This is a genomic window from Acinetobacter sp. YH01008, assembly GCF_013420435.1.
In the GTDB taxonomy this organism is placed as follows: domain Bacteria; phylum Pseudomonadota; class Gammaproteobacteria; order Pseudomonadales; family Moraxellaceae; genus Acinetobacter; species Acinetobacter pseudolwoffii.
This window is the reverse complement of sequence record NZ_VOYD01000035.1, coordinates 1-25755: the sequence shown is the minus strand read 5'-3', so window position 1 is coordinate 25755 and position 25755 is coordinate 1. Positions and strand designations below refer to the sequence as shown.

The 25755-nt window shown below is 44.6% G+C and carries 21 protein-coding genes, 1 rRNA gene and 1 pseudogene; 10 read left to right on the top strand and 13 right to left on the bottom strand.

All coding sequences use genetic code 11. The features are described 5' to 3' along the window. Together FTT75_RS13890 and FTT75_RS13885 are read left to right on the top strand one after the other, a co-directional pair. Nucleotides 1-120: pseudogene (locus FTT75_RS13890) on the top strand (IS30 family transposase); the annotation flags it as partial. A 430-nt stretch (nt 121-550) separates the two neighbouring features. After that, nucleotides 551-1915, top strand: a complete 1365-nt coding sequence (locus tag FTT75_RS13885; RefSeq protein WP_005263971.1) for an OprD family outer membrane porin — start codon at nt 551-553, stop codon at nt 1913-1915. A 92-nt stretch (nt 1916-2007) separates the two neighbouring features. Here the strand turns inward: FTT75_RS13885 and ppa are convergent, their stop codons facing one another. Next, the gene (gene ppa, locus FTT75_RS13880) at nt 2008-2544 is read right to left on the bottom strand and encodes an inorganic diphosphatase (protein WP_074383675.1); all 537 of its coding nucleotides are present in this window, start codon (nt 2542-2544) and stop codon (nt 2008-2010) included. Nucleotides 2545-2666: 122 nt separating this feature from the next. Further along, nucleotides 2667-3065 carry an MAPEG family protein gene (locus tag FTT75_RS13875; RefSeq protein ID WP_180000947.1) on the bottom strand — a complete coding sequence of 133 codons (399 nt, stop codon included), beginning with the start codon at nt 3063-3065 and terminating at the stop codon, nt 2667-2669. 100 nt (nt 3066-3165) lie between these two features. Here FTT75_RS13875 and FTT75_RS13870 point away from each other — a divergent pair, with 100 nt between their 5' ends. After that, on the top strand, nt 3166-3546 hold the full coding sequence (locus FTT75_RS13870) for a hypothetical protein (RefSeq protein ID WP_074383676.1): 381 nt from the start codon (nt 3166-3168) through the stop codon (nt 3544-3546). A 50-nt stretch (nt 3547-3596) separates the two neighbouring features. Here FTT75_RS13870 and FTT75_RS13865 read toward each other — a convergent pair whose 3' ends face one another. The 6 genes from FTT75_RS13865 to FTT75_RS13840 form a co-directional block, all read right to left on the bottom strand. After that, nucleotides 3597-5273, bottom strand: coding sequence for an AMP-binding protein (locus FTT75_RS13865; RefSeq protein WP_180186701.1), 1677 nt, complete (start codon nt 5271-5273; stop codon nt 3597-3599). Nucleotides 5274-5424: 151 nt separating this feature from the next. After that, on the bottom strand, nt 5425-7644 hold the full coding sequence (parC, locus tag FTT75_RS13860) for a DNA topoisomerase IV subunit A (RefSeq protein ID WP_180186699.1): 2220 nt from the start codon (nt 7642-7644) through the stop codon (nt 5425-5427). Nucleotides 7645-7809: 165 nt separating this feature from the next. After that, nucleotides 7810-9129, bottom strand: coding sequence for an MFS transporter (locus tag FTT75_RS13855; RefSeq protein WP_180186698.1), 1320 nt, complete (start codon nt 9127-9129; stop codon nt 7810-7812). 130 nt (nt 9130-9259) lie between these two features. After that, complete coding sequence (locus FTT75_RS13850; RefSeq protein WP_005108433.1) at nt 9260-9904, bottom strand: trimeric intracellular cation channel family protein; 645 nt, start codon at nt 9902-9904, stop codon at nt 9260-9262. 61 nt (nt 9905-9965) lie between these two features. Next, the gene (locus FTT75_RS13845; protein WP_005094506.1) at nt 9966-10430 is read right to left on the bottom strand and encodes a YchJ family protein; all 465 of its coding nucleotides are present in this window, start codon (nt 10428-10430) and stop codon (nt 9966-9968) included. A 73-nt stretch (nt 10431-10503) separates the two neighbouring features. Beyond that, entirely contained in the window at nt 10504-12081 is a 1578-nt protein-coding gene (locus FTT75_RS13840; RefSeq protein WP_100355209.1) for a TerC family protein, read from the bottom strand. A gap of 331 nt (nt 12082-12412) precedes the next feature. Here FTT75_RS13840 and FTT75_RS13835 point away from each other — a divergent pair, with 331 nt between their 5' ends. After that, the gene (locus FTT75_RS13835; protein ID WP_100355210.1) at nt 12413-13033 is read left to right on the top strand and encodes a TIGR00730 family Rossman fold protein; all 621 of its coding nucleotides are present in this window, start codon (nt 12413-12415) and stop codon (nt 13031-13033) included. A gap of 60 nt (nt 13034-13093) precedes the next feature. On the opposite strand, the gene FTT75_RS13830 is transcribed toward FTT75_RS13835, so the two are convergent. Beyond that, complete coding sequence (locus FTT75_RS13830) at nt 13094-14068, bottom strand: hypothetical protein (protein ID WP_180186697.1); 975 nt, start codon at nt 14066-14068, stop codon at nt 13094-13096. A 334-nt stretch (nt 14069-14402) separates the two neighbouring features. On the opposite strand from FTT75_RS13830, the gene mdtD reads away from it, so the two are divergent. The 6 genes from mdtD (at nt 14403) to FTT75_RS13800 (ending at nt 20671) form a co-directional block, all read left to right on the top strand. Then, nucleotides 14403-15794 (top strand): multidrug transporter subunit MdtD, encoded by a 1392-nt coding sequence (mdtD, locus tag FTT75_RS13825; RefSeq protein WP_180186696.1) that lies wholly within the window; start codon nt 14403-14405, stop codon nt 15792-15794. A gap of 67 nt (nt 15795-15861) precedes the next feature. Beyond that, nucleotides 15862-16641 (top strand): GH25 family lysozyme, encoded by a 780-nt coding sequence (locus tag FTT75_RS13820; protein ID WP_180186695.1) that lies wholly within the window; start codon nt 15862-15864, stop codon nt 16639-16641. A 58-nt stretch (nt 16642-16699) separates the two neighbouring features. Further along, entirely contained in the window at nt 16700-17716 is a 1017-nt protein-coding gene (locus tag FTT75_RS13815; RefSeq protein ID WP_180186694.1) for an MBL fold metallo-hydrolase, read from the top strand. A 20-nt stretch (nt 17717-17736) separates the two neighbouring features. Beyond that, nucleotides 17737-18792: a DNA polymerase IV gene (gene dinB, locus FTT75_RS13810; protein ID WP_180101404.1), complete on the top strand. Its 1056-nt coding sequence runs from the start codon at nt 17737-17739 to the stop codon at nt 18790-18792. Between the two features lie 222 nt (nt 18793-19014). Next, on the top strand, nt 19015-20325 hold the full coding sequence (shiA, locus tag FTT75_RS13805; RefSeq protein ID WP_100329443.1) for a shikimate transporter: 1311 nt from the start codon (nt 19015-19017) through the stop codon (nt 20323-20325). After that, on the top strand, nt 20315-20671 hold the full coding sequence (locus tag FTT75_RS13800; RefSeq protein WP_180186692.1) for a RidA family protein: 357 nt from the start codon (nt 20315-20317) through the stop codon (nt 20669-20671). The genes shiA and FTT75_RS13800 overlap by 11 nt, the downstream gene beginning before the upstream one ends. A 51-nt stretch (nt 20672-20722) precedes the next feature. Here the strand turns inward: FTT75_RS13800 and FTT75_RS13795 are convergent, their stop codons facing one another. The 4 genes from FTT75_RS13795 to rrf all read right to left on the bottom strand — a co-directional run bounded on the left by FTT75_RS13795 (nt 20723) and on the right by rrf (nt 25752). Continuing rightward, nucleotides 20723-21271 (bottom strand): hypothetical protein, encoded by a 549-nt coding sequence (locus tag FTT75_RS13795; protein WP_064102331.1) that lies wholly within the window; start codon nt 21269-21271, stop codon nt 20723-20725. Between the two features lie 398 nt (nt 21272-21669). Beyond that, entirely contained in the window at nt 21670-24081 is a 2412-nt protein-coding gene (locus FTT75_RS13790) for a YgiQ family radical SAM protein (protein ID WP_180186690.1), read from the bottom strand. 224 nt (nt 24082-24305) lie between these two features. Next, on the bottom strand, nt 24306-25499 hold the full coding sequence (locus tag FTT75_RS13785) for an MFS transporter (protein ID WP_180186688.1): 1194 nt from the start codon (nt 25497-25499) through the stop codon (nt 24306-24308). A 138-nt stretch (nt 25500-25637) separates the two neighbouring features. Continuing rightward, a 5S ribosomal RNA gene (gene rrf, locus FTT75_RS13780) occupies nt 25638-25752 on the bottom strand. Nucleotides 25753-25755 lie beyond the last annotated feature (3 nt).

Genomic DNA, 25755 nt, shown 5'->3' with positions numbered 1-25755 from the left:
GTTGCCATGTCACTGAATACTCGTCCTAGAAAAGCGTTAGATTGGCTTACACCATTAGAGAAATTTGCTCAGCTTGTTGATTATCATAAGACTTTTCAAACTGTCGCACCTCATGTTTGAATTCGCCGAATTATCTAAGCTTTCTTTTAAATAAATGTAGTTAAGGGTATTTCATCAATTTTTTAATACTTATACATAATCATTTACAATTTGCCCCATTTTGATTCTATTTTTGTAATGATTAAAATTTGTGCTAAAAAATAGTGCGTAATTTTTGATCATATTTTTCGCACGTTCTAAAATAAATAAGCTGCTTATGTTCATTTCACCCCTTCAGAAATATCATTTATATCTTCCAATAAAATTATGTTTTTACTCACTTTTTACCGACAGTTTAAAAATTAATCACCTCAAATCCTTGCTATTGTTTAATTGAGTTAAAAAAATCTAAACTTTAGTGGAATATATCTAATAAAAAATGACATTTTTTTAGCATTTCTTATACAATTCCTAAAAAATTCCGATCAATTTGTATAAGGCTCTCTTCCCAATGCAAAATTCAAAAAAATTAACATTAGCAGTTTTGATTCAGGCTGCTTTGGTTTCTACTGCTTTCGCTAGCGAGCAAAGTGAATCGAAAGGTTTTGTAGAAGATGCTGAAGGTTCTGTACTGTTCCGTACCGGTTATATCAGCCGTGACTATAAAGATACTACACCTGGCTCAGATCGCAGTTCATTTGCTCAGACAGCAATTGTAAAATTAGACTCAGGCTTCACCAAAGGTACCGTAGGCTTTGGTGCCGGTATTATTGGCGATGCATCTTTCAAACTAGGTGAAAATGCACATGCTGGTAATGACATGATCCCGACACACGGTGGTCAAGATGCGCAAGGTCGTGTAGATGCTTATGATCATTGGGCACGTGGTGGCGCATATGTAAAAGCACGTGTTTCAAACACGACTGCAACTTATGGTACTCAAGTTTTAGATCTGCCTGTGCTTGCAAGTAATACAGCACGCTTGGTTCCTGAATACTTCACAGGTGTGTTAGTTGAAAGCAATGAAATTGAAAACTTAAACTTAGTTGCTGGTAAATTTACTGAAAATCAACGTTCAAGCCAGATCAAATCTGATGGTAATGAACTGGATCGCGCAATCGTTTGGGGTGCGAAATATAAATTTAATGATGCAGTTAATGCTTCTTATTACGGTACAGACATTAAAGACCGCCTAGAGCGTCATTATGTCAATGCCAACTATAGTTATAAACTTGCTAATGACAGCACCTTAACTCATGACTTTAGTGGTTATCATACGAACTGGGATCGTGAAGCTAATAATAGTCTTTATTCATATATCGGTTCTGTAGACGATAAATTCAAAAATTCAATCTGGGCGATTTCAACAACTTATAATAAAGGCCCACACAATGTCATGCTTGCTTACCAACAAAATACGGGTAATACAGGTTATGACTACGGTCTAGGTCAAGGTGTAGGTGATGGTCATCAAACTATTTATATGCCGAACTCATACCTATCTGACTTCATAGGCAATGATGAAAAATCTGTTCAACTTCAATATACTTTTGATTTTGGTGCAATAAATGTTCCTGGCCTATCTTGGACTTCTGCATTTGTATATGGCTGGGATATTGATGCAAGCCGTGCTGTTCGTGTAGACCCAAATGATAGTGATTCAGCTCTACTTGGCCGTACTATTACAACTGATGATGCACAAGAACGTGAATTCTTTAACCAAGTGAAATATACCGTTCAATCTGGTTTTGCCAAAGACGCGAGCCTTCGTGTACGTCACTCATATTACCGTGCTGACCAAGCCTATAATGATGTTTACATGCCAGATACTAACGAATGGCGTTTATTCTTAGACATTCCTGTGAAATTATTCTAATTCACTCGAATTTCAAGCCATAAAAAAACCTGCACATTGTGCAGGTTTTTTATTTTAGGCTTTAAAAATTTAAAACCTAAACCGTAAAGCAATTACTTGTTTGCTTCTGCATAAGCTGCAATTGAGTCCAGTACTTCTTGTTTCGCAACATCAGCACCTTCCCAACCACTCAGCTTGACCCATTTGCCTGGCTCAAGATCTTTGTAATGCTGGAAGAAATGTTCGATCTGGCTGATCAACAATGGCGGAAGATCAGTATATTCCTGAATATCTTTGTAGATTGGAGTCAATTTGTCGTGTGGAACTGCAACCAGTTTCGCATCAACACCACCATCATCTTCCATGTTCAGTTTACCAACAGGACGGCAACGGATCACAGAACCTGGCTCTACTGGGTGTGGCGTTACAACCAATACGTCAAGTGGATCACCATCCAGAGAAAGTGTATTAGGTACATAACCGTAGTTTGCTGGGTAGAACATTGCTGTACCCATGAAACGGTCTACGAATAATGCATCAGAATCTTTATCAATTTCGTATTTGATCGGTGCTGCATTGGCAGGAATTTCGATAATGACATAGATGTCGTTTGGCGCATCTTTACCCGCTGGGATATTGCTGTAGCTCATAGCATCACTCTTTAACAAGTTATATCTTTTAAAAAACCGCGACAATTATAACGGTTTTTAAAGAAATGTTTGGATTTTAAAATATCGAACTGTAAATATGTCCGCGAACTGTAATTGATTGCTTAAACGATCTTGATGATCAGCAGCAATAAAGCCACAGGACATAAGATTGAAAGTAGCCAGACGATCGAACGTAAAGTCGCCCAATTGGCCAGATAACAAATGCCGTACAACACACGAAATACCAGATAGGCTATCCCGAAGGTCATGACCAGGGTTTGAGAGACCACCATATATTCAGCCATTAAAATAGCGGCAATAAACAATGGTAAACTTTCAAAACTATTTTGTTGAACCGCATTGGCACGGCTCGAGAGCCCGGTTGATTTTGCTAAAAACTCTCGTGGGTTCTGATTGTCTTTTGCGCTAAAGCCTGCCGATTTCTTTGCAATCAAAGTAAATACATAAGGCAAAAGACAAGCGGCTAAAATGAGATAAATCACCCCACTAATGCTGTGCATCTGTTTTTTCTCATGAAAATTTTATATCTATCATAGCATGGTGTTTCGTGAATAAATTTTGTTAAATAGAGTGTTTTTTATTACTTAAGAAGGATTCACTATGGTCGCGCCTGAGCAAAATGAAATGTTCGATGTCCTCGATAAACAGCGCCAGCATCAACGTCAAGTGGATCGCGTATTAAAAATCGTGCTGCCGATTGTGGCTTTTTTGATGGCCGTGATTTGTGCCAATATGAATATCTGGTCGCCGATCTTTAGCTTTGCCATTTTATGGATTGCCTTTTATGCCGTCGGCATCAAGCGCATGCCAATCTGGCACTGGGTGGTAGCCATTTTGGTCTATTGTGTGGTCGACAATATTCTGAGTTATGGCAACTTTAACCAGACAGGATTTACCCGCCAATTTGGCACCATGTTTATTTTTCTGGGAGTAGTCGGTGTAGGACGTCCTTATTTTGACCGCTGGCTCATGAAAAAATAAAAACCTGCAAATAAAAAAAGCGCCATCAGGCGCTTTTTTTAATATCGAGTTTAAGCTGTTTTACGTAAATCTTTACGCAGGATTTTACCCACGTTCGATTTCGGTAATTCGTCCATAAACTCCACATAGCGTGGACGTTTATAACCGGTCAGATTTTCTTTAGCGAAGGCCAAGACTTCTTCTGTGGTCAAAGACGGATCTTTTTTCACAACAAACAGTTTCGGTACTTCACCAGATTTTTCATCTGGCACACCAATCGCAGCCACTTCCAGTACTTTTGGATGGGTTGCAACAACTTCTTCAATCTCAGATGGATACACGTTAAAACCAGACACTAAAATCATGTCTTTTTTACGGTCTACGATTTTCACATAACCACGTGAATCCATGACACCGATATCACCAGTACGGAAGAAGCCATTAACCATGACTTTTTCAGTTTCGTCTGGGCGGTTCCAGTAGCCTTTCATGACCTGAGGACCACGGATTGAAATTTCACCTTGCTCACCCAGTGCAACTTCATTGCCGTCATCATCCAGAATCGCCACTTCAGTTAATGGCAATGGAATACCGATGGTGCCACTGAATTCTTCAGACGCAGGTGGGTTTGCTGTTGCCACTGGAGAAGTTTCAGATAAGCCATAGCCTTCAACGATATTGGTTCCAGTGACTTTCTTCCATGCTGCTGCAGTAGAAGGAAGTACCGCCATACCGCCGCCCATCGCCATTTTCAGTTTGCTATGATCAAGCTGTTTGAACTCTTCATTGTTCACCAGCGCATTGAATAGTGTATTCACTGCCGGGAAGAAAGTCGGCTGGTATTTACGTAGTTCCTTCATCACCGCAGGAAGATCACGCGGATTCGGAATCAGGACGTTGGCCTGACCTTTATACATGCCATAAAGTGCGCACACCATGAATGCAAAGATATGATAAAGCGGCAAGGCACAGAAAATACGGTCATCTGGCTGGCCATCTTGTGCACCAAACTTACTCTGGAAGATCCCGTCACACTGCAACATGTTCGCAACCAGGTTACGATGTGTCAGTTCAGCCCCTTTCGATACGCCGGTAGTACCACCAGTATATTGTAGAACCGCGGTATCGCTCAGGCTCAACTCAGGACGTTTGTAATTGCTCGGGCTAATTTTATTTAATGCCGTATTGAATTTCACGTGGCCTGGAATGTCCCAAGCTGGAATCTGCTTACGCACAGAACGCAAGACAAAGTTCACCAGAGTTCCTTTCAAAGCACCCAGCATATCGCCTACAGAAGCAATAACCACATGTTTTACCGGGGTTTTACCCAGAATCGCTTGGTAAACAGATGCAAAGTTCTCAATAATCACCAGTACTTCAGCGCCTGAGTCATTTAATTGATGCTCAAGTTCACGCGATGTGTAGAGTGGATTCACGTTGACCAGTACCAAACCTGCGCGGAACACCCCAAGTGCCACGACCGGATACTGAAGAACGTTTGGCATCATCACCGCCACACGTGAACCTTTTGCCAACCCCAAGCTTTGTAAATACGTTGCAAACTTACGGCTCGCCTCTTCCAGATCATTGAAAGTCATGGCCTTATCCATAAAGATAAAGGCATCACGCGAACCAAATTTTTGGAAATTACGTTCAAAAACATCGACTAGAGAAGTATGCTCTGCCGGTAATTCTACTGTTTCCGGAATCCCTGTCTTTTGGTATTCAGCCAACCAAATTTTTTCCATAATGCCCATCTCTCCAATCATAATCCTTAGTGTTTTCAACTGTTTTTTTCAATATCACACGCCATTTTTAGACTTGTATATGTGCAATATTGCATCCATCTTGTTGAATCGTTGTTCATATATAACGTATTTTACAGGATGGATGCTAGTCTTATCTTTGAATCAACAGTTTATTTGCTTTTTGATATCCGCGTGGTAAAAGCTGTCCTTTTGCACCGCGCTTGCCGATATATTTCTGCAAATCATCCCCTTTTAATTTTAACTGCTGTTGTCCTGCAAGCACTTGAATTATTTCATCAAGCTTCAATATTGTCATGGACAAAATTTGATCACCACCTTCAAGTTGTATCAATTTATTTCCTTTACCTTTGTTCAATACAGGCAATTCTGCCAAATCGACAATCAACAGGCGTCCTGCTGAACTGAGCAGTGCAACATGCGTGGCATCTTCGAGTGGCTGCAGGCTCATGACTTGCGCCCCATCGGATAAGTTCAGGAAGGCCTTCCCTGCTTTGGCATTGGTATCCAGCTGTTTGGCCTGCGTTTTAAAACCATAGCCCTTGTTACTCAGCGCCAGGACTTCCGTCTCATCCTCTGCAACAAAGACCTGTTTAAAACTGATGCCGCTGGCAGGTGATAATTTTGAACTTAAAGGTTCACCCAGACCACGCGCCGATGGCAGGTTATTGATTGGCAAGGCATAACTACGTCCCGATTCATCTAATATATAGACACGCTGATTGGATTTGCCCTGTGCATGGCTGAGATATTGATCACCGGCACGGAAATTCAGATTTTCAGCGTCAACATCATGGCCTTTGGCACAGCGAATCCAGCCAGCTTCCGACAAAATAATGGTCACAGGATCGGCTGGTAACATTTCATTTTCATTAATCGCAGCAGCTTCGGCACGTTGCACCAGTGGCGAACGGCGATCATCGCCAAATTTCTTGGCATCATCTTTCAGTTCATTGATGATCAGCGCTTTTAAAGATTCCGGATTGGCCAGCTGTTCACGAATCACCGCAGCCTTCGCTTCCAGCTCGTCCTGCTCACGGCGCATTTCCATTTCTTCAAGCTTGGCCAAATGACGCAATTTCAGCTCCAGAATGGCTTCGGCCTGAATCTCATCAATGCCAAAGCGTTCCATTAACACGGGCTTGGGCTGATCTTGTTCACGAATAATCTGAATCACTTCATCGATACTCAAGTAGGCAATGATCAGCCCCCCCAGAATATGCAGGCGTTTTTCGATTTTGTTCAGATGATATTGCAGACGACGGGTCACCGTGGTTTTACGGATCTCGATCCATTCCAGTAAAATGCGACGAATCGATTTCACCTGTGGACGGCCATCGGCACCAATCATATTCATGTTGACACGGTAGCTCGATTCCAGATCAGTGGTGGCAAATAAATGACTCATCACCGCTTCGGCATCAATCCGGTTAGAACGCAATACAATCACTAAACGGGTTGGATTGGCATGATCCGATTCATCCCGTACATCGCTGACCAAAGGCAGTTTCTTGGCCTGCATCTGGTCGGCAATCTGGGTGATGATTTTGGAGCCTGAGACCTGATATGGCAGTTCGGTAATCACAATTTCATTTTTATCGACGGTATAGACCGCGCGCATACGATAACTACCACGACCTGTGACCTGAATTTTTAACAGTTCAGCAGGTGGGGTAATAATTTCTGCTTTGGTCGGCAAGTCCGGCGCAGGAATATATTCTGAGATTTTTTCATCGGTCAGATTCGGGTTACGAATCAGGGCAATGGTGCCTTTAATCACTTCACGCAGGTTATGCGGCGGAATGTCGGTGGCCATACCGACGGCGATTCCCGTTGTACCATTTAAGAGAATATTCGGTACACGTGCCGGCAAGTTCACCGGCTCTTTCATCGAACCGTCAAAGTTGTCCTGCCAGTCACAGGTACCCTGACCCAGTTCAGACAGTAACAGTTCACTGTACTGAGACAGTTTGGCTTCGGTATAACGCATTGCGGCAAAAGACTTCGGATCATCGGGTGAGCCCCAGTTGCCCTGTCCTTCAATAAACGGATAACGATAGCTAAACGGCTGTGCCATCAGCACCATGGCTTCATAACAGGCCGAGTCACCATGCGGATGATATTTACCCAGTACGTCACCGACGGTACGTGCAGATTTCTTTGGTTTGCTGGTCCATTTCAGGCCCAGCTCACTCATGGCATAGACAATACGGCGCTGTACCGGTTTCAGGCCATCACTGATGTGCGGTAATGCCCGATCCATAATCACGTACATGGCGTAATTCAGATAAGCTTGTTCGGTAAATTCTGCTACGGAGCGGTTTTCTGTCGCATGATGCGCAAGGCTTGTCATAACAACCTATAGTCCTAAATAATTCGTTTTTGTATCAATGTTTCTTATGCTATGTCGCGGCTGGGGATGACACAAGAGCATCAAATGCCTCAGCGCGACAATTTGTGTCTTATGGCCTAAAAATATCCACTTTATAGACCCTAAGCAACTAAAAATTCATCAAGTTTATAAGCCCATCGACTCAAGGGTCTTGCCTTTGGTTTCTTCACCCAAAACCAGAATCACGATTGCAACGGCAACCAGAACCGCAGTAAACATGGTGAAGACATAACTGAAACCATTTGGCATGCCCATCAGATGGGTGACAGCAAAAGGTGCTGCGATGCCCCCAATTCGGCCTACTGCGCCAGCCCAGCCTGAACCAAAAGCACGGATATTGGTTGGATATTGTTCTGGTGTATAGGTATAAAGCACGCCCCAAGCACCCAGATTAAAGAAGGACATCAGACAGCCCCAGATCACAATTTCGGTGACACTGCCCGACTGGCCAAAGAAATATGCCGAGATGGCACACATGCCGATGAAACCTGCCAAGGTCGGTTTACGACCGAGTTTTTCGACCAGCCATGCTGCCACCAGATAACCGGGCAACTGCGCTAAAATCATAATCAGCACGTATTCAAAGGACTGGACGATGCTATAGCCTTCTTTGACCAGCAAACTTGGCAACCAGGTAAAGATGCCATAATAAGAAAATATAATACCGAACCAGATCAGCCACAGCATGAGGGTACGACGCGCAAAGATACCCGACCACAACTGGGTAAATGAAATATACTGTTTCTCTGCGACCGGCTTCACTTCAAAGATTTCATAAACTTCAACGCCGCATTGACGCTCGATCTTTTTCACCAGTGCCGAAGCTTCTTCTACACGGCCACGGTTAATCAGAAATGGAATAGATTCCGGCACCATTTTCCAGATCACAATCGCATATAGCGCAGGCAGACCACCGATCAGGAAAGCGGTTTGCCAGCCAAAATCCGGAATGACAAAGCGCGATACCAGAGCCGCAACCAACCAGCCCAGTCCCCAGAAGCTTTCCAGCAATACGATAAAACGGCCACGCACATGCGCAGGAATATATTCACTGACCAGCGTCACTGCCACGGGTAACTGTCCACCCAGACCTAAACCGACGATAAAACGAAACACCAACAACCAGGTCAAATTCGGTGCAAAAGCGCAGGCCGCTGTAGCCAAGCTATAAATCACCAGTGTCACAGCGAATACGGTTTTACGGCCGAAACGGTCTGCCAGACCACCTGAACAGATTGCACCGATTGCCATACCAACAAAACCGATGGATACTACCCAGCTTTTTTGATCCGCAGTCATCTGCCAGTCTTCAGCCATTTTTGCCAGAATAAAGGAAATCAATCCGGTATCCATCGCATCAAACATCCAACCCAGTCCAATCACCACCAGCAAGGTGTAGTGAAACTTACCAATCGGTAAGCGTTGTATGCGAGAAACTAAATCCATAACAAAAATCTCTGATCAGGTGGAACGGGAGATGCTGCTTTCTCAACAGGTAGGCTGCTTTGTATTTTTTATACTATGAATTAAGCTGAATGCGGCTATTTTTTATAGTCGCATTCATGACGATTACAAATCAGGATTCGTCTTTGGAAGATGCCGAATGTTCATCATCTTCTTTATAAATGAATTTTGGCATTTCCAGTCCAAAATAGATGGCGATCAAACGCAAGCTAAAGCCGAAAATCAGGGTGGAAAGAATGGTCAGGTCCTGCGACAAGCCGTAATGGCTACAGAGCCAGTAAAAGATCACTGAAACAAAAGCAATACTGGCATACAGTTCACGACGGAAAACCAAAGGTACATCATTACATAGGATGTCACGCAAGATCCCGCCGGATACACCGGTCAAGACACCTGCAACGGCACTCACCACAAAACCATGTCCCATTTCCAGAGCAATCTGGCAGCCAATAATGGTAAAACCAATCAGACCCAAGGCATCCAGTACCAGGAAGACATTACGTAACTGGCGCATCCATTTTGCAATCAGGATGGTGACGAAAGCAGCGCAACAGGTCAGCACCAGATATTCGGGGTGTTTGACCCAGGTTAAAGGATAATGTCCCAGCAGAACATCACGGACCGAACCACCACCCAATGCCGTAACACAGGCAATGATCATGACACCAAACCAGTCCATGCTGCGCCGGCCAGCAGACAGTGCCCCGGTCATCGCTTCAGCGGTAATTGCAATAATATAGATGACGGTCAGTAACATCGCCCTGCTTCCACCTGAGGCTTTGAGATGGCGCTTATTCTAAGCTAAATCTATGTGAAAGTTATAAAAATCCCGCACAACATTGCTTAAATTTTTTCCCCGAGCCACAAATGCAAACCTGTTTCATGCTGAGTTTCTGCTCCGTGGTCGGGTCCAGAAAATACCAGTGGCCTTCAAATTTTACAAAATGCGAAGCTTCATGATGCACTTGTGCCTGCTTGCCATCATGAAAATGCGCCTTAAACTCGACTAAGGCGTGATTTTTATCTAATTTTTCATTGGCTTGAACAATCTCAAGCTTTAACCACTGATTGGCTTTACTCCAATCACTAATGGCTTGCAAATCCAGTGCCTGCTGCTGACCCAGCGCAGTCGTGGTTTTGATGTAATCGATTTCATGCTTGGCAAAGGCACTATAACGGGAACGCATCAGTTGCTGCGCAGTCTCTGCGACCTGTTGTCCAGTATGTAAGGGCTGACAGCAGCTATGATATTCACCTTGTCCGCATGGACATGCTTCTGACATTTCAGTTCCATAAAAATAGCCCGACAATGCAGGCTATTTTAGCAAACTTTACCAACCCAACGCTGACTATAGTTTAGTCCTGCGCAGGAAGCTGCGGAATGATATGCACTTTATCGATCTTATGACCGTCCATGGTCACCACCTCAAAGATATGCCCGTCTGCTTCAAACTTTTCACCGCTGTGCGGTAAACGTGCCATATGGAATAACACATAGCCAGACAGGGTCGAATATTCTTCAGTTTCATTGACCAGATCACGATCCAGCAGCAAGGAAACGTGACGAATATCGGTGGAACCGTCCAGAATCAGGCTGCCATCATCCAGACTTTCTGCTGCCACTTGCAGCTCATCTTCATCTGGAAATTCACCGGCAATCGCTTCAAGAATATCAATCGGCGTGGCAATCCCTTCAATTGAGCCATATTCATTCAGCACAATCGCCATCTGTAAGGGAGCTTGACGCAACTGATCCATCACCATCAGTACCTGAGCATTTTCATGTACGATGACTGGCTCACGTAAATGCTTTTCAAAGTCCAGCACCCCAGTTTCAATATATTCATTCAGGACTTTATGGGTCAGCACCACACCGGCAATATTGTCCAGTTCGCCGCGAGCGATGATCAAACGCGAATGGCTCATCTGCAACAATTGTGCTTTGATGCTGTCGGCATCATTGTCCAGATCGATCCATTCCAGTTCGGGACGCGGCGTCATCACCGATTTTACCGGACGTTCAGACAGACCCAAAACTCCCTGCACCATGACACTGTGATAGATGCCGTTGTCATCATTAAAGACTTCATCAGCAAAGGCACGGGTTGCCAGAACATCTTCCGGCTCCGAAGAATCATTGTCCTGAGCAGGTTTACCACCGAGCATCCGCATCACTGCAGAAGCAGTTCGGTAACGCATATCCGTGGTGGTCACCATTTTTTCCTGATTGCGTTTCATGGTCTGATTAATAAACTCGACAATGACAGAGAAGCCAATCGCTGCGTATAAGTAACCTTTCGGAATATGGAAACCAAAGCCTTCTACCACCAGCGAGAAACCGATCATCATCAGGAAGCCCAGACACAGAATCACCACGGTCGGATGTCTGTTGACAAAATCCATCAGGGCTTTGGATGCCCAGAGCATAATCCCGATGGCAATAATCACGGCAATCATCATCACTGACAGGTCTTTGACCATACCTACTGCAGTAATTACGCTGTCCAATGAGAATACGGCATCCAGCACCACGATCTGGACAATCACCATCCAGAATACTGCATGGACCGGATTTTCTTCTTTAATGACCGGTTTGGCTTCCAGACGCTCATGCAGTTCCATGGTGCCTTTAAACAGCAGGAACACCCCACCAAACAATAGAATCAGATCTCGACCCGAGAAAGCATGATCAAATATATGGAACAGTGGATCAGTAAGAGTGACCACCCAGGCAATCGAAGCCAGCAAGATCAAACGCATCACCAGGGCCAGCATTAAGCCCACAACCCGTGCAGTATTACGTTGTTCTGGTGGCAGTTTCTCCGCCAGAATGGCAATAAAAACCAGATTGTCGATCCCGAGTACAATCTCAAGAACAATTAATGTGAGTAAACCGACCCAGGCTGAGGGGTCAGACATCCATTCAAAGATCATACGCTTGGCTCCTGAAACTCAGGACTGCTGTACTGAATGAACTGAGGCTGAAATGAAACAGCATAATATTTTTGATATTGAATAATATCAATTATTTGATGGCGATTTATAGCGTTACACGGCCAACGACCACTACCCATTTTCGTTCTATTGTTGTGAAACCAATTTTCAGTATATCAAGATCAAATCTAAATTCACCTGTTTTCATGGCTGTTTGTCGATGAATTTCGCTTGCCTGTTTATGGTGAAATGGTACCTGCTCACAGAATTGTCATATTTATTAATTAAGCTGTAGTCACAAGAAAGAAAAATGATAAGGTGAAGAAAAGAAATGCAAAGCGTAATTCAAATGACAGATTATTTTAAAGACAACTCCCCAAAAACAACTCGCCCTCTAGTGGCACTCTATTGTGGTTCACGTGCAGGCAACAAACCGGTTTATTTAGAAAAAGCCATTCATCTCTCGCAAGGACTGGCAGAACATGGTTTCGGGCTAGTCTATGGTGGCGCCAGTATTGGCCTGATGGGACAGGTCGCGGATGCCATGATCCAGCATGGCGGTGAAGCCGTTGGGGTGATTCCCGAATTTATGCTGGATTATGAAATTGCCCATAACCAGCTCACTGAATTACATGTGGTGACCAGCATGCATCAACGTAAGGCTATGATGGCTGAGCGGGCCTGTGCCTTTGTGGCACTACCGGGCGGACTGGGCACGTTTGAGGAAATTCTGGAAATTGCCACCTGGGGTCAGCTGAACCAGCACCAGAAACCGATGATGCTATATAACGTTAACGGTTTTTATGATGCCTTGATTATGCAGCTGGACCGTGCCGTTGAAGACGGGTTTTTGCCTCCCCAGCATCGCGCCAAACTAATTGTTTGCGAAGATGAAAATGAAATTTATAGCTCATTAACCAATTTGGGCCATCCACAAAGATTTGTGGTTTAAAGCATTCAAAGTAAAAAAGCGAGCACTGGGCTCGCTTTTTTTATGGATTATGGCTGCTAGTTATTGACCATAATTCGTCACAAAATCATAGAACATCGGCAAGGTGGTCGCCAGAATCACAGACATGGCCAGACCGAACATCAGTTTCATCGCATCTGCACTGACATTACGTGAAGTCCGATGTTTGTTGACTTCATCCAGAATCATCGACATGGCAAATTCACGACCTGCGAGTAACCCGAGGAACACCCAGGTGGTACTCATTGGAATGTTGCTCCATTCTTTAAAGATCAACAGGATAATGGCATACAGGAAGTCGATAATCGTCGCAGCACGAATGTCAGTCACGCCGGTTTTAGTATCGACAATGTTCTGGATGGCCCCACCACGTTGATACAGAATGACGCCCAGCAAGACCACAAATACCGCAATGGCAAACATCAGGAATTCAAACGGAACCTGACGCGGCACATACACGAAGATGTTGGCCAGATCCTGAATCAGCCATTGGCTCCACAGGAAACCGGTAGAGACCCACTGCAAGCCCATCCAGACCTTGGAGTGCTCCTGATGACGTGTCTTGGCAAAATGTCGTGCCAGTTGCTTGACCACAAAACGATAGATGACAATCGCCACCACAAAGGCCACCGCATAGCCCATCATCGATTTCACCATCATCGAGCCTAGACTGGCAGGAGAGAAAATCGTAAGAACCAGGAAGGTGGTACTGACTGGAATCCCGTATTTGGTGAGCATTAACAGGAGAATAGGCGGCACAATGTACAGCCAGGTAATGCCACCTTCAGGGAAAGGAATCGTTTCTAAACGGCCATATGAGGCATCACCCACCCCGGATGCATACCAACCATAGACCAATACGACAATTAAAATTGAGCTGATATAAATCCACAACACCCACCATGGACGATGTGAATTCGAGGAAATAAATGTCCCTAAGGTTTGAGGCACATCATTTCCGACAATAGAATAAGCGGCTAAACAGAAGCCGATCACCATCAAAATCTCGATTGTCATAAAAACAAACCTATACGCGAGGAGATTTCAGCATTGCTGAAAAGTTGGCCCAAGATTATGACGGTTTTATTTCATTTTCATGACAATTTTGTCATATTTTCATTTGATAAAGATGAAAATGACAGAGAAAGCTGTTTATAAACAAAAAGTACTGCTTTAATTTTATTTTTATCGCTCTTTACAGATATGAGGCACCGATCTGATAAATACTCACTTTCTTATGAGTTTTACACTTATAACTGATTTATATCTTGAAAAAAAGTTCACACGTATTCACTACACCTGTGCCTTACTCTTCCTTTAAACTATTCAAAATTTTCAGTTTTCCAGAATTATGAATGCCACGCCTATGCATCAAGCCTTAGATCCCGAATTCAGACTGCTGGTCTTGTTGGTATCGATCGGATTTTTTATGCAGGGGCTGGATACCACCATTATTAATACAGCTCTGCCCGCGATTGCACATAACCTACAGGCCGATCCTTTACGCATGCACAGTGTTGTGGTGGCTTATGTCTTGTCTGTGGCAGCCTGTATTCCCTTGAGTGGCTGGCTGGCAGACCGTTTCGGCGTCAGAAATATCTATTTTGCTGCAATTATTATTTTCTCTTTGGCCTCTTTGGGCTGTGCCTGGTCAGATAGTCTGAATGAATTGCTGGCTTATCGGATCTTGCAAGGAACGGGTGGCGCCTTACTGCTCCCCGTCGGCCGTTTGGCCATGCTCAAGATCATTCCCCGTACCCAGTTTCTGGCTGCCATGAGCCTAATGAGTCTGGCCGGCCTGATTGGCCCCCTGATTGGTCCAACTCTTGGGGGCTGGATGGTGGAATATCTGTCCTGGCAATGGATTTTCCTGATCAATCTGCCGATTGGCTTACTGGGAGCGCTGATTACTTTTAAGGCCATGCCGAATGTCATTGAACCGCTGGTCGCTCGCTTTGATTATTGGGGCTTTGTCTTGCTGGTTGTGGCCATGGTGGGACTCTGTCTGGGAATTGAAAATTTTGCCAGTCCACAAAATTCGCTGTGGTGGAGTCTGAGTCTGATTCTGGCCGGAATCTTGGCGGCCCTGATGTATGCCTATCATTCGCATACGCATAGCAACGCCCTGTTCCGCAGTCGGCTCTTTAAAAATAAAATTTATGCGATTGGCATTCTGGGGAATTTTTTTGCCCGTCTTGGCGGTAACTCGATTCCATTTTTACTCCCCCTTATGTTGCAAGTCGCCTTTGGTTTTGAGCCCTTTATTACCGGTCTATTGATGATTCCAACCGTACTCGGCTCTCTGGCGTCTAAACCGATTATCCGAAAAATCATTCAGCGTTTTGGTTATCGTCGGGTTTTGCTGGTCAATACCTTATTGGTGGGTCTGTGTATTGCCAGTTTTGCCCTGACCACGGCGGACACCCCGATCTGGCTGCGTGCAATTCATTTCTTTATCTTCGGCATTTTAAATTCCCTACAATTTGTATCGATGAATACCCTGACTTTAAAGGACTTAAGCCAGCAGGATGCCAGTAGCGGCAACAGTTTCCTGTCGATGATCATGATGCTGTCAATGAGTATTGGGGTGGCGCTGGCAGGCACCCTGGTCAATATGCTGAGTGCCTATTACGGCGCTGACAATCTGGTGGCTGCTTTTCATGTGTCACTGATCTGTTTAGGCTGTATCAATATTATTGCGGCTTATATTTTCTGGCATATTCCTAAAAACACCCCTGTTTAATACGATATATTAACGCCAGGCGAATGCAGCCTTTAAGCTCAGGTTTAGATACAGGTAAGAACTGAAAATGCAAAAAAATCTGGCTCTGAACAGATTCAAACAGCCGCTTTTCATCGGGCTTGGCATTCTGATCGCCGTGATGATTATCGCCATGATTTATCTTTGCCTGATTAAAGCCCCTTCTGCGCATGCAGCAGATTATCCGATCCAGGGTTTCGATGTATCACACCATCAACAAGAAATTCAATGGCAGCAGATTTCGCCGGAAAAATACCGTTTTGTCTATCTGAAAGCCACAGAAGGTGGTGACTTTAAAGATACGCGTTTTCAAGAGAACTGGCTCAAGGCGCGGGAACGCGGCTTTCTGGTTGGTGCCTATCATTTCTATCGGCTTTGTCGCGATGGCAGCATTCAGGCACAGAACTTTATCGACTCCGTCCCCAAGCAAGCCAATGCTTTACCGCCGGTGATTGATCTGGAGTATGACCGCAATTGCATCAATACCTATTCCAAAGAGCAGCTTCTAAACGAAATCCAGATCATGCACGATGCCCTGCAAAAGCATTATGGCAAACAGCCAATTTTCTATATTTCTAAAGCATTTTATAATATTGTACTGGCAGGATATTTTCCAGAAGTGCCACTCTGGGTACGCGAGTATAAGGGTCTGCCCGATTTAAACAACCAGCCCAAATGGACCTTCTGGCAACATAGCAATCAGGGTAAAATTCCCGGCATTAGTACAACTGTGGATCTGAATGTGTTCTATGGCTCAGAACAGCAGTGGCTGGATTTTCTGAGAATGAATGCAATTGCAGTACCATCATCTACTCATCAGGCCAAATAAAATCGATCGCTTGAAAACAAGCGCTTTATAAAAGTAGAAAAATAAGGAAATAAAAATCTTGAAATGGATTAAAGGTATTTTACTCGGTCTGGTGATTGTTCTGCTGCTCATAGCGGGTGTGCTGGCTTATCTGCTGCAACCTTCAGGCAAGCTCAGTGACTTTCAGAACTGGCAGCCGCAAAGCAGTTCCTCTCGTTCTGGACTAAACGTTAAATTTTTCGGTGTTTCCACCCTGTTGCTGGATGATGGTCAGGATCAGATCCTGATAGATGGTTTCTTTAGCCGGCCGTCGTTGTCGCAAGTGCTTAGCGGTCCAATTCAGAGTGATAGCGTGCTATTAAGGCAGCTAATTCAAGAGCATGAACTGCACCGGGCCAAAGCCATTCTGGTCAGTCACTCGCATTATGATCATGTTCTGGATCTACCGGCTTTACTGGAAATGCTTCCTGAAACCGCTGTCATCGGTTCACCCACTAGCCTGAATATCGCCCGGGCAAATCCCAAAGTAAGTCCGCAGCAGTTACACTCCGTCACGCCTAGGCAAATACAGCACGTCAACAAATTTCAAGTAACCGCAATTCCTTCACAACATACGCCAGCCACAGCGGTAAATGATGACCTAGGCGAAGAGCTACTCCAACCTTTAGCCCTGCCGGCCAAATTTTCCGAATTTAAGGAAGGCGGCAGTTTTGATTACCTGATTGAGCATTCAGGACACAAGATTCTGGTCAAGGCCAGTACCGGATTTATCCCGGATCAATTTAAAAACCTGCAGGTCGATACGTTATTTTTGGGTATTGCCCAGCTCTCCAGACAATCCAATGACTATCAGCGGCACTATCTGGCTGAAACCCTGCAAACGCTCAAACCCAAAGTGGTCATCCCGATACATTGGGATGATTTTTTCCAGCCTTTAAGCCAGCCGCTACAATTTTTACCCCGTCTTGCCGATGACACTCCAAAAAGTTTGAATCTTCTGATTCAGGCCGCCGAGGCACAAGGAACAAAAGTCGTTCTGCTCAGCGGACCGCAACCCTATTTACTCAACTCAGCCGTCGCTTCCCAATCCGATTAAAGCCCCTTAAGATAGCGGCTATGCGCAAAATTATTCATATCGATATGGATGCGTTTTATGCCTCGGTCGAGCTGCGTGAACGTCCAGAACTCAGACACCTGCCTGTGGTGATTGCCTCGCATCATCCCCGGGCGGTGGTTGCGGCTGCCTCCTATCCGGCACGCGAATATGGTCTACGTTCTGCCATGTCGATGGGACAGGCGCGCAAGCTCTGTCCGCAGGTCATCGTAATTGAGCCGGACTTTGCCAAATACCGTCAAGTTTCTGCACAGATCCATCAAATTTTCCAGCAATATACCGCCCTGATTGAGCCTTTATCGCTAGATGAAGCCTTTCTGGATGTCACAGAAAATTTACAACAGATTCCAAGTGCTACCGAAGTCGCTATGCGAATTCGTGAGGATATTTTTCAAGCCACCGGATTAACCGCTTCTGCTGGTGTAGCGCCCAACAAGTTTCTCGCTAAAATTGCTTCGGACTGGCACAAACCGAATGGGATCTGTGTAATTAAACCTTCACAGGTACAACAGTTTATTCAGAATTTGCCGCTAAAAAAAATTCCCGGTGTCGGTAAAGTCACCCAGGAAAAACTGAAAAGCCTGAACCTGAACACCTTAGGCGATTTACAGCAAATTGATGAAGCCTTACTGATTCAGCATTTTGGCAAATATGGCCGGCGGCTGTTTTTATATGCTCAAGGTATTGATGAACGGCCGGTCGAAGTGGAACGGGAACGCCAACAAATTTCCAAAGAAACCACTTTTGATGATGACCTGCATCTAAACCAATGTCGCCCCTATTGGGAACCTTTACTTGGACAAGTATGGCAAAGCCTACAAAAGAAACAGCTTTCGGCTCGCGGCGTTACGGTCAAATTAAAACTCAAGAATTTTCAGGTGATGCAACACAGTAAAAGTTTTAAACAGGTGCTGCGTAGTCCACAGGAATTAGCCCAAGCCTTAGACTTACTGCTCGACGATTTGCATATTGCCCCGCAAATGCAATTCCGACTGATCGGCGTCGGCGTGTATCAGCTCAGCATCCCCGAAACTGAAACCCAGTTATTGCTACTCTAAACCTTTTTTGTTCATGTTTTAATCATCAGTTTAAAAATACGGCAACTTTGTTTTTACATTTTGATTTTTTAGAGTACTCTATCTGCGCAATGCATTATCCATGTATGTGCTGAGATGCTGAAAATCACCTTTACTTTCAGCATGCTGTCCTGTGATTAGCGTGACGATCAAATCCGAATATTACAGGGCAACTCTGATGTAACTCATGGAATCCCCTCCTGCATGTCTTCTGTAAATTCTTCTGTTATTCAAGAACAACGCGCACGTAAAGCTGCGCTATCTAGTTTTGTTGGTGCTGTTGTCGATTGGTATGATTTTCTCCTTTACGGCATTGTTGCAGCCTTAATTTTTAAAGATCAGTTTTTCCCCAGTATTGGCGAGAACATGGGCACCCTGGCGGCACTAGCCACCTTTGGGGTCGGCTTCCTGTTTCGTCCTTTAGGCGGTGTGGTATTTGGTCACTTTGGTGACAAGCTCGGCCGCAAAAAAATGCTGGTACTCACTGTAATCCTGATGGGAATTTCCACGGTCGGGATTGGCCTGCTGCCAAATTTTGAAGCGATTGGCTGGTGGGCACCGGTACTGCTGGTGTTTTGTCGAGCCTTGCAAGGCTTTGCCGTGGGTGGTGAATGGGGCGGTGCAGCCCTCATGGCCGTAGAAAATGCGCCAAAAGGAAAAAAAGCCTTTTACAGCAGTGGGGTTCAGGTCGGCTACGGCGTTGGTCTGGTTCTGGCGACCGGTGCAGTATCACTTATTCTTGCGACACTGGGTGAAGAAGCCTTTGCCGAGTGGGCATGGCGTATTCCCTTTTTAGCCAGTATCGTGTTGATCGGCATTGCCATGTGGATTCGCCGTGATCAGGATGAATCACAAGAATTTGTAGAAAAGGTGGTGAAAGCAGACCATCAACCAGAAAAGCTGCCGATCTTGCAGGCGATTAGCAAACATCCAAAAGCTTTCTTTTATATTATTGCCTTACGCTTGACAGAGTTGCTGACCATGTATCTGGTTACCAACTTTGCCCTGAACTATTCGACTAGCAATCTGGGCATGGACAAACAGTTCTTCCTGAATATCACCCTGATGGTCGGGGCAATCAGCTGTTTCAGTATTCCATTTTTTGCCTGGCTGGCAGATAAATTTAATCATCAGAAAATGTGCGTCTGGGGCGGTTTGATTGGTGCACTCTCAGCCTTCCCATTCTTTATGGCGCTCGATGCACAAAACACCTGGATGATTATTGTTGGCGCAATTTTACTGGCGAACGTCGCACACGATATGGTAGTTAGTGTCCATCAACCGATTTTCACCTCACTGTTTGGCACAGAATACCGCTACAGCGGTGCCGGAGTTGGCTATCAGGTGGCGAGTATCATTGGTGGTGGTTTTACCCCATTTATTGCAGCAGCACTGGTGATTTGGGCGGATGGTTCATGGCATTATGTAGCCATCTATCTGGCGGTGGGTTGTCTGCTGACTGCATTGGTCGCAGCCCTGATGCCCAAAACTCAGGATGAACAACATGACAGTTGAACGTTTACACGTATCGAAACGCTTTTCGGAAATTGCCATTGCAGGCAATCTGGTACATCTTGCCGGGCAACTGGCCACAGATGTTGAGCTGGATATCAAAGGTCAAACCCAACAAACTTTAGATATTATCGACCAGTTTCTGGCAGATGTCGGTACAGACAAAAGTCACATCATGTCAGTCACAATTTATCTCAAGGATATTGAGCATGACTATGCGGCTTTTAATGAAGTCTGGGATGCCTGGGTGGCGGATATCGAAGCGCTGCCTCGTACCTGTGTCGAAGCAAAACTGTATGATCCACGGGTATTGGTCGAACTGACCGTCGTGGCGGTTAAACCGGAATAATTTTCCTAGATCGATTCATAAAAAAGCATGCTTCTGGCATGCTTTTTTGTTTTAACCGACTGCTTTAATTTTACTGCGCTCTAAATCTGAATATAGATAGTATTTTTTCAGATCATTGCTAACTGTATATTTGGGCATTTTCTGCATTTGCGCTTGCTCCTGCAAAAAGTCTTGGCGCAACTGATAATATTCCGGCACATCGTCGTAACGGATCACCCGATAACCAGCCATGGTCAGTAATGCATCCTGGAACCCTGTCTGTTGTGGACGCTTAAGGATTAAAGGGTCATCTACCGCTACAACTGCCAGAATCTGATATTGCTGATCCAGAATTACAAAATCGGCAGTCAGGTTACGGTACTTGTGTCGAGTCCGGTTAAATTTGGTGGTCATTAAGGCATCATAGGAAACATGAGCCAGAATGATGCATTCTGGTAAAACTTCTCTCAGGCGAGTGAAGGTCAATTGCTCATTCAGATTGAAAATCGCACGCTGCTTCAACGCGCTGTCTTGTGGTTTGGAATTATTTCCGAGCTTTTTCCATGCCATGAGCACGACACAGAAGAGCAGGAAACTCCCAATCATAATATAGGTGGTCATGCCTAAATCCTTGCATTCTTATAATCATTTTTGTTTTATTGTTGTGCAGTATAAACCCACGCTTTATTTTAAATAGAGCTAACAACCAATCTGCTTAAATACCCATACAACCGGTATCAAAACTCGATTTTGTGTTACCTAAAATGACATCTTTTTGAATGCCAATGAAAGTGGATTTAAAGTACTGATAACGCACTCTAAAACATCCATAGAATTGATCGCAATACAAATCTGCTTAACTGTAGGACAATTCCGACAAAGTGTTATTTTTATACCACTTTTTAGCAATACATAATGCAAATAATACATCCCTTTACATTTTTTAATCATAGTCCTTAGCTACGTTACTTTACCCTAGCGCTAAAAAAAGACACCGAAGTGTCTTTTTATTAACTTAATTATGCACGTGATTTTGATTTAGCTTTAGGCTTCTGCCCACCAAAGGGTTTCTTGGCATCGCCCGTTTCACGTGGTGGCAAACCAGTATGCTGGGTCAGAATTTGACCACGCTCAGGACGCTTCTTGGTATTTGAAGGACGAGACTGAGCTTGTGCAGCCTTGCTACGGTTCCCCTGCTCGCCGGTACGTTTTTGCGAATCACCGGCAACCGTCGAATTTTTCTTACGCGCCGATTGATACTGACCATCTGCACTGCCGGCAGGCTGATAAGTCGGAATCAAATGCTGTTTCGAGTTACCAATTAAATCCTGACGACCCATTTCTTTCAGGGCTTCACGCAGTAAAGGCCAGTTGTTTGAATCATGATAACGCAAGAAAGCTTTGTGCAGACGACGACGCTTCTCACCTTTCACAATATCGACATTTTCAGTATAACGCGCCACTTTTGCCAGTGGGTTTTTACCGGTGTAATACATGGTGGTAGCCGTTGCCATCGGTGATGGATAGAAGGTCTGCACTTGGTCAGCACGAAAACCGTTCTTCTTCAACCAAATCGCAAGATTCATCATGTCGTAATCGGTAGTCCCCGGATGCGCTGCGATGAAATAAGGAATCAGATACTGTTCCTTGCCGGCTTCCTTACTATAACGTTCAAACATCTGTTTGAAACGATCATAGGTTCCGATTCCCGGCTTCATCATTTTATTGAGTGGGCCTTTTTCGGTATGTTCCGGTGCAATTTTTAAATAACCACCGACGTGATGGGTCACCAGTTCTTTGACATATTCAGGGTTTAAAACCGCTAAGTCATAACGTAAACCAGAACCAATCAAGATCTTCTTAATACCCGGTAATGAACGTGCTTTACGGTATAACTGGGTCAATGGTGCATGATCGGTATGCAGGTTCTGACAAACGCCCGGGAAGACACAAGATGGTTTACGGCAGTTCTTTTCAATCTCTGGATCTTTACAGGCCAGACGGTACATGTTGGCTGTCGGGCCACCTAGGTCTGAAATAATCCCGGTAAAGCCCGGCGCCGTATCACGGATTTTTTCCACTTCACGCAGAATCGACTCTTCAGAACGGTTCTGGATAATACGACCCTCATGTTCTGTAATCGAACAGAAGGTACAGCCACCAAAACAGCCACGCATGATGTTCACAGAGAACTTGATCATGTCAAACGCTGGAAAACGCGCTTCACCATAAGCAGGATGTGGCAAACGTGCATAAGGCAGGTCAAACACATAGTCCATTTCTTCCGTGGTCAACGGAATTGGTGGCGCATTTAGCCAGACATCACGTTCACCATGCTTTTGTACCATGGCACGGGCATTGCCCGGATTGGTTTCTAAATGCAAAATTCGGTTGGCATGGGCATAAAGCACCGGATCTGCAGCCACTTCTTCAAATGCAGGCAAGCGAATTACAGCCAGTTCACGCGGTGGTAATTTATGTTTAATTGCTTTTGAAGCAGGTTGTAATTGCACAATTTGCGTATCAGGATCTAGCTCATCGCCGGCCCGCACAATCGGATTGGCGACAGGCTCTTTCTGGAAACCTTGATATTGAGTCAGACTATCTTTGTCTTTTTCAATTTCACAACCTTCCAGATCTTCAGTCATCACATAAGGGTTAATGATTGGATCGACACGGCCAATCGCATCAACATCATTCGAGGCAATTTCGACAAACTTTGCTTTCGATGCACGGTTATGTTTATTGACAATGAACGCAGTACCGCGAACATCGGTAATCTCGTGAATTTTTTCGCCACGCGCCAGACGATGCATAATTTCGGTAATTGAGCGTTCGCCATTGCCGTACATCAAAAGATCGGCTTTTGAGTCCATCAACACTGAACGACGGACTTTATCTGACCAGTAATCATAATGTGCAATACGACGCAGAGAAGCTTCAATTCCACCTAATAATACAGGCACATCTGGATATGCTTCACGGACACGCTGACAATATACAGTTGCTGCACGGTCTGGACGTTTATTTGGCTGATTATCTGGGGAATAGGCATCATCCGAGCGGATTTTACGGTCGGCGGTATAACGGTTGATCATGGAATCCATGTTCCCTGCCGTTACCCCCCAAGCAATATTCGGTTTACCCAGAACGCGGAACGCATCCACGTTGGTCCAGTCTGGCTGTGCAATAATACCGACACGAAAGCCTTGGGCTTCTAATACCCGGCCAATAATACCTGAACAGAAAGACGGATGATCAATATAGGCATCGCCACAGACCAGAATAAAGTCACAGCTGTCCCAGCCGAGTTGATCCATTTCCTCGCGTGACATCGGCAAAAAAGGCGCAGGGTCAAAACAAGACGCCCAATATTTGTCGTAATCAAACAACGCTTTTGGCGCAGTCTGCATGGTATAAGCAGTAGACATGGCTAGCAATTCTCGGCTGGCAGATGATAGGAGATCTAAAATAAGATCAAAGATGAAAGCCGATCATTTTACCATGAATTAGACCCAGCTTGCTTGATTATAATTTATACAAAATCAGGAACTAAGCGAATCAAAACTTGGGCATCATCAGAATTGAAAGCAAAATGATCCGCAAGATAAATGCACAGGGTTTATTTTATAGAGAAAAATCTAAATACGATGTTCTAATCTGAGCGGAGCTTGAAACTGAATGCCAGACCACTCAACAACAGTAGCGCAATAAATGCAGTTAATCCACTCCAACCATAATTTTCCCAGACCAGTCCACTCGAACTGCCCAACACACTGGAACCGAGGTAATAACAGAATAAATATAGCGAAGAACCGACTGCCCGATATTGTAGCGACTGGATCGACACCCAGCTACTTGCAGTAGAGTGCGCGGCAAAAAATGAAAAAGTGAAGATTAGTAATCCGATAAAGACCAGAGCCAGCTGGTTGAGCAGCATGAGTGTTAATCCAAGGAGCATCATCAGCATCATGACGACCAATGTCTTGAATTTACCATAATGCCGACCCCAATGTGCCGCTCGGGGGGAGCTATAAATACCAGCCAAATATGTCACCGAGATTAAACCAATCCAGGCCTGTGATAATTCAAAAGGTGCCTGAAGCAAACGATAGCTGAGATAGTTAAATATCGAGACAAAACAGCCCATCAGGATAAAACCTTGCAGAAATAAAATCCGAAGTTTCGGATCGGCCAGATTATGCCTGAATGAGTTTTTGAATCGATTAAACTTGATCGGATAAGCTTTAAAATGTTGCGATGCCGGCAACAGATAATAAAATAATCCTGCAATACAGATATTTAAGATACCAATTATCAGAGTAGCAGATTGCCAGGAGATAAAATCAACTAGAACTCCGGCAATCAAACGCCCGCCCATCCCGCCAATGGCTGTACCAGAAATATATAAGCCCATGGCGAAACCGATATCTTTTTCGGCAATTTCTTCCCCGATATAAGTCATGGCGACTGCTGCCACACCACTGACACAGAGACCAATCAAGATCCGAAGCAATAAAAATACCGACCAAAGAGATAGTATCGAACTGAGCATTAACAAAATTGCAATCAATAGCAGGGAGCAGACCATAACCGGTTTACGCCCAAAACGGTCCGAAATCAGTCCGGTAAATAGCAAACCAATGGCTAAGGCAAGAGTAGAAAGTGATAAGGGAAAACTACTTTGAGTCGGACTGACCTGAAAATAATCTGCCAAAATGGGCATCATCGGCTGTAGGCAATACAAAGATGAGAAAATGGCAAAGCCGGCAAGAAATAAGGAAAAAAGTACTGCTTTAAATGCGGTAGTACCATATTCAATATGGCTAGAAGATGAATTTGAGGACATATCCGCTCCTTAGATAGATCCAGTATACGCCTTTCGCTCATTTTTTCTGTGGAGATTTCATCTGAGTGATCACCTAAGCCTTTCTTCACGCACAAAAAAACACCCCCAACTGTTAAGTTGGGGGTGTTTGGAATAATGAGCTGGCGATGACTTACTCTCACATGGGTAACCCCACACTACCATCAGCGCAAAGAGGTTTCACTTCTGAGTTCGGGAAGGGATCAGGTGGTTCACTCTTGCTATTGTCGCCAGCACA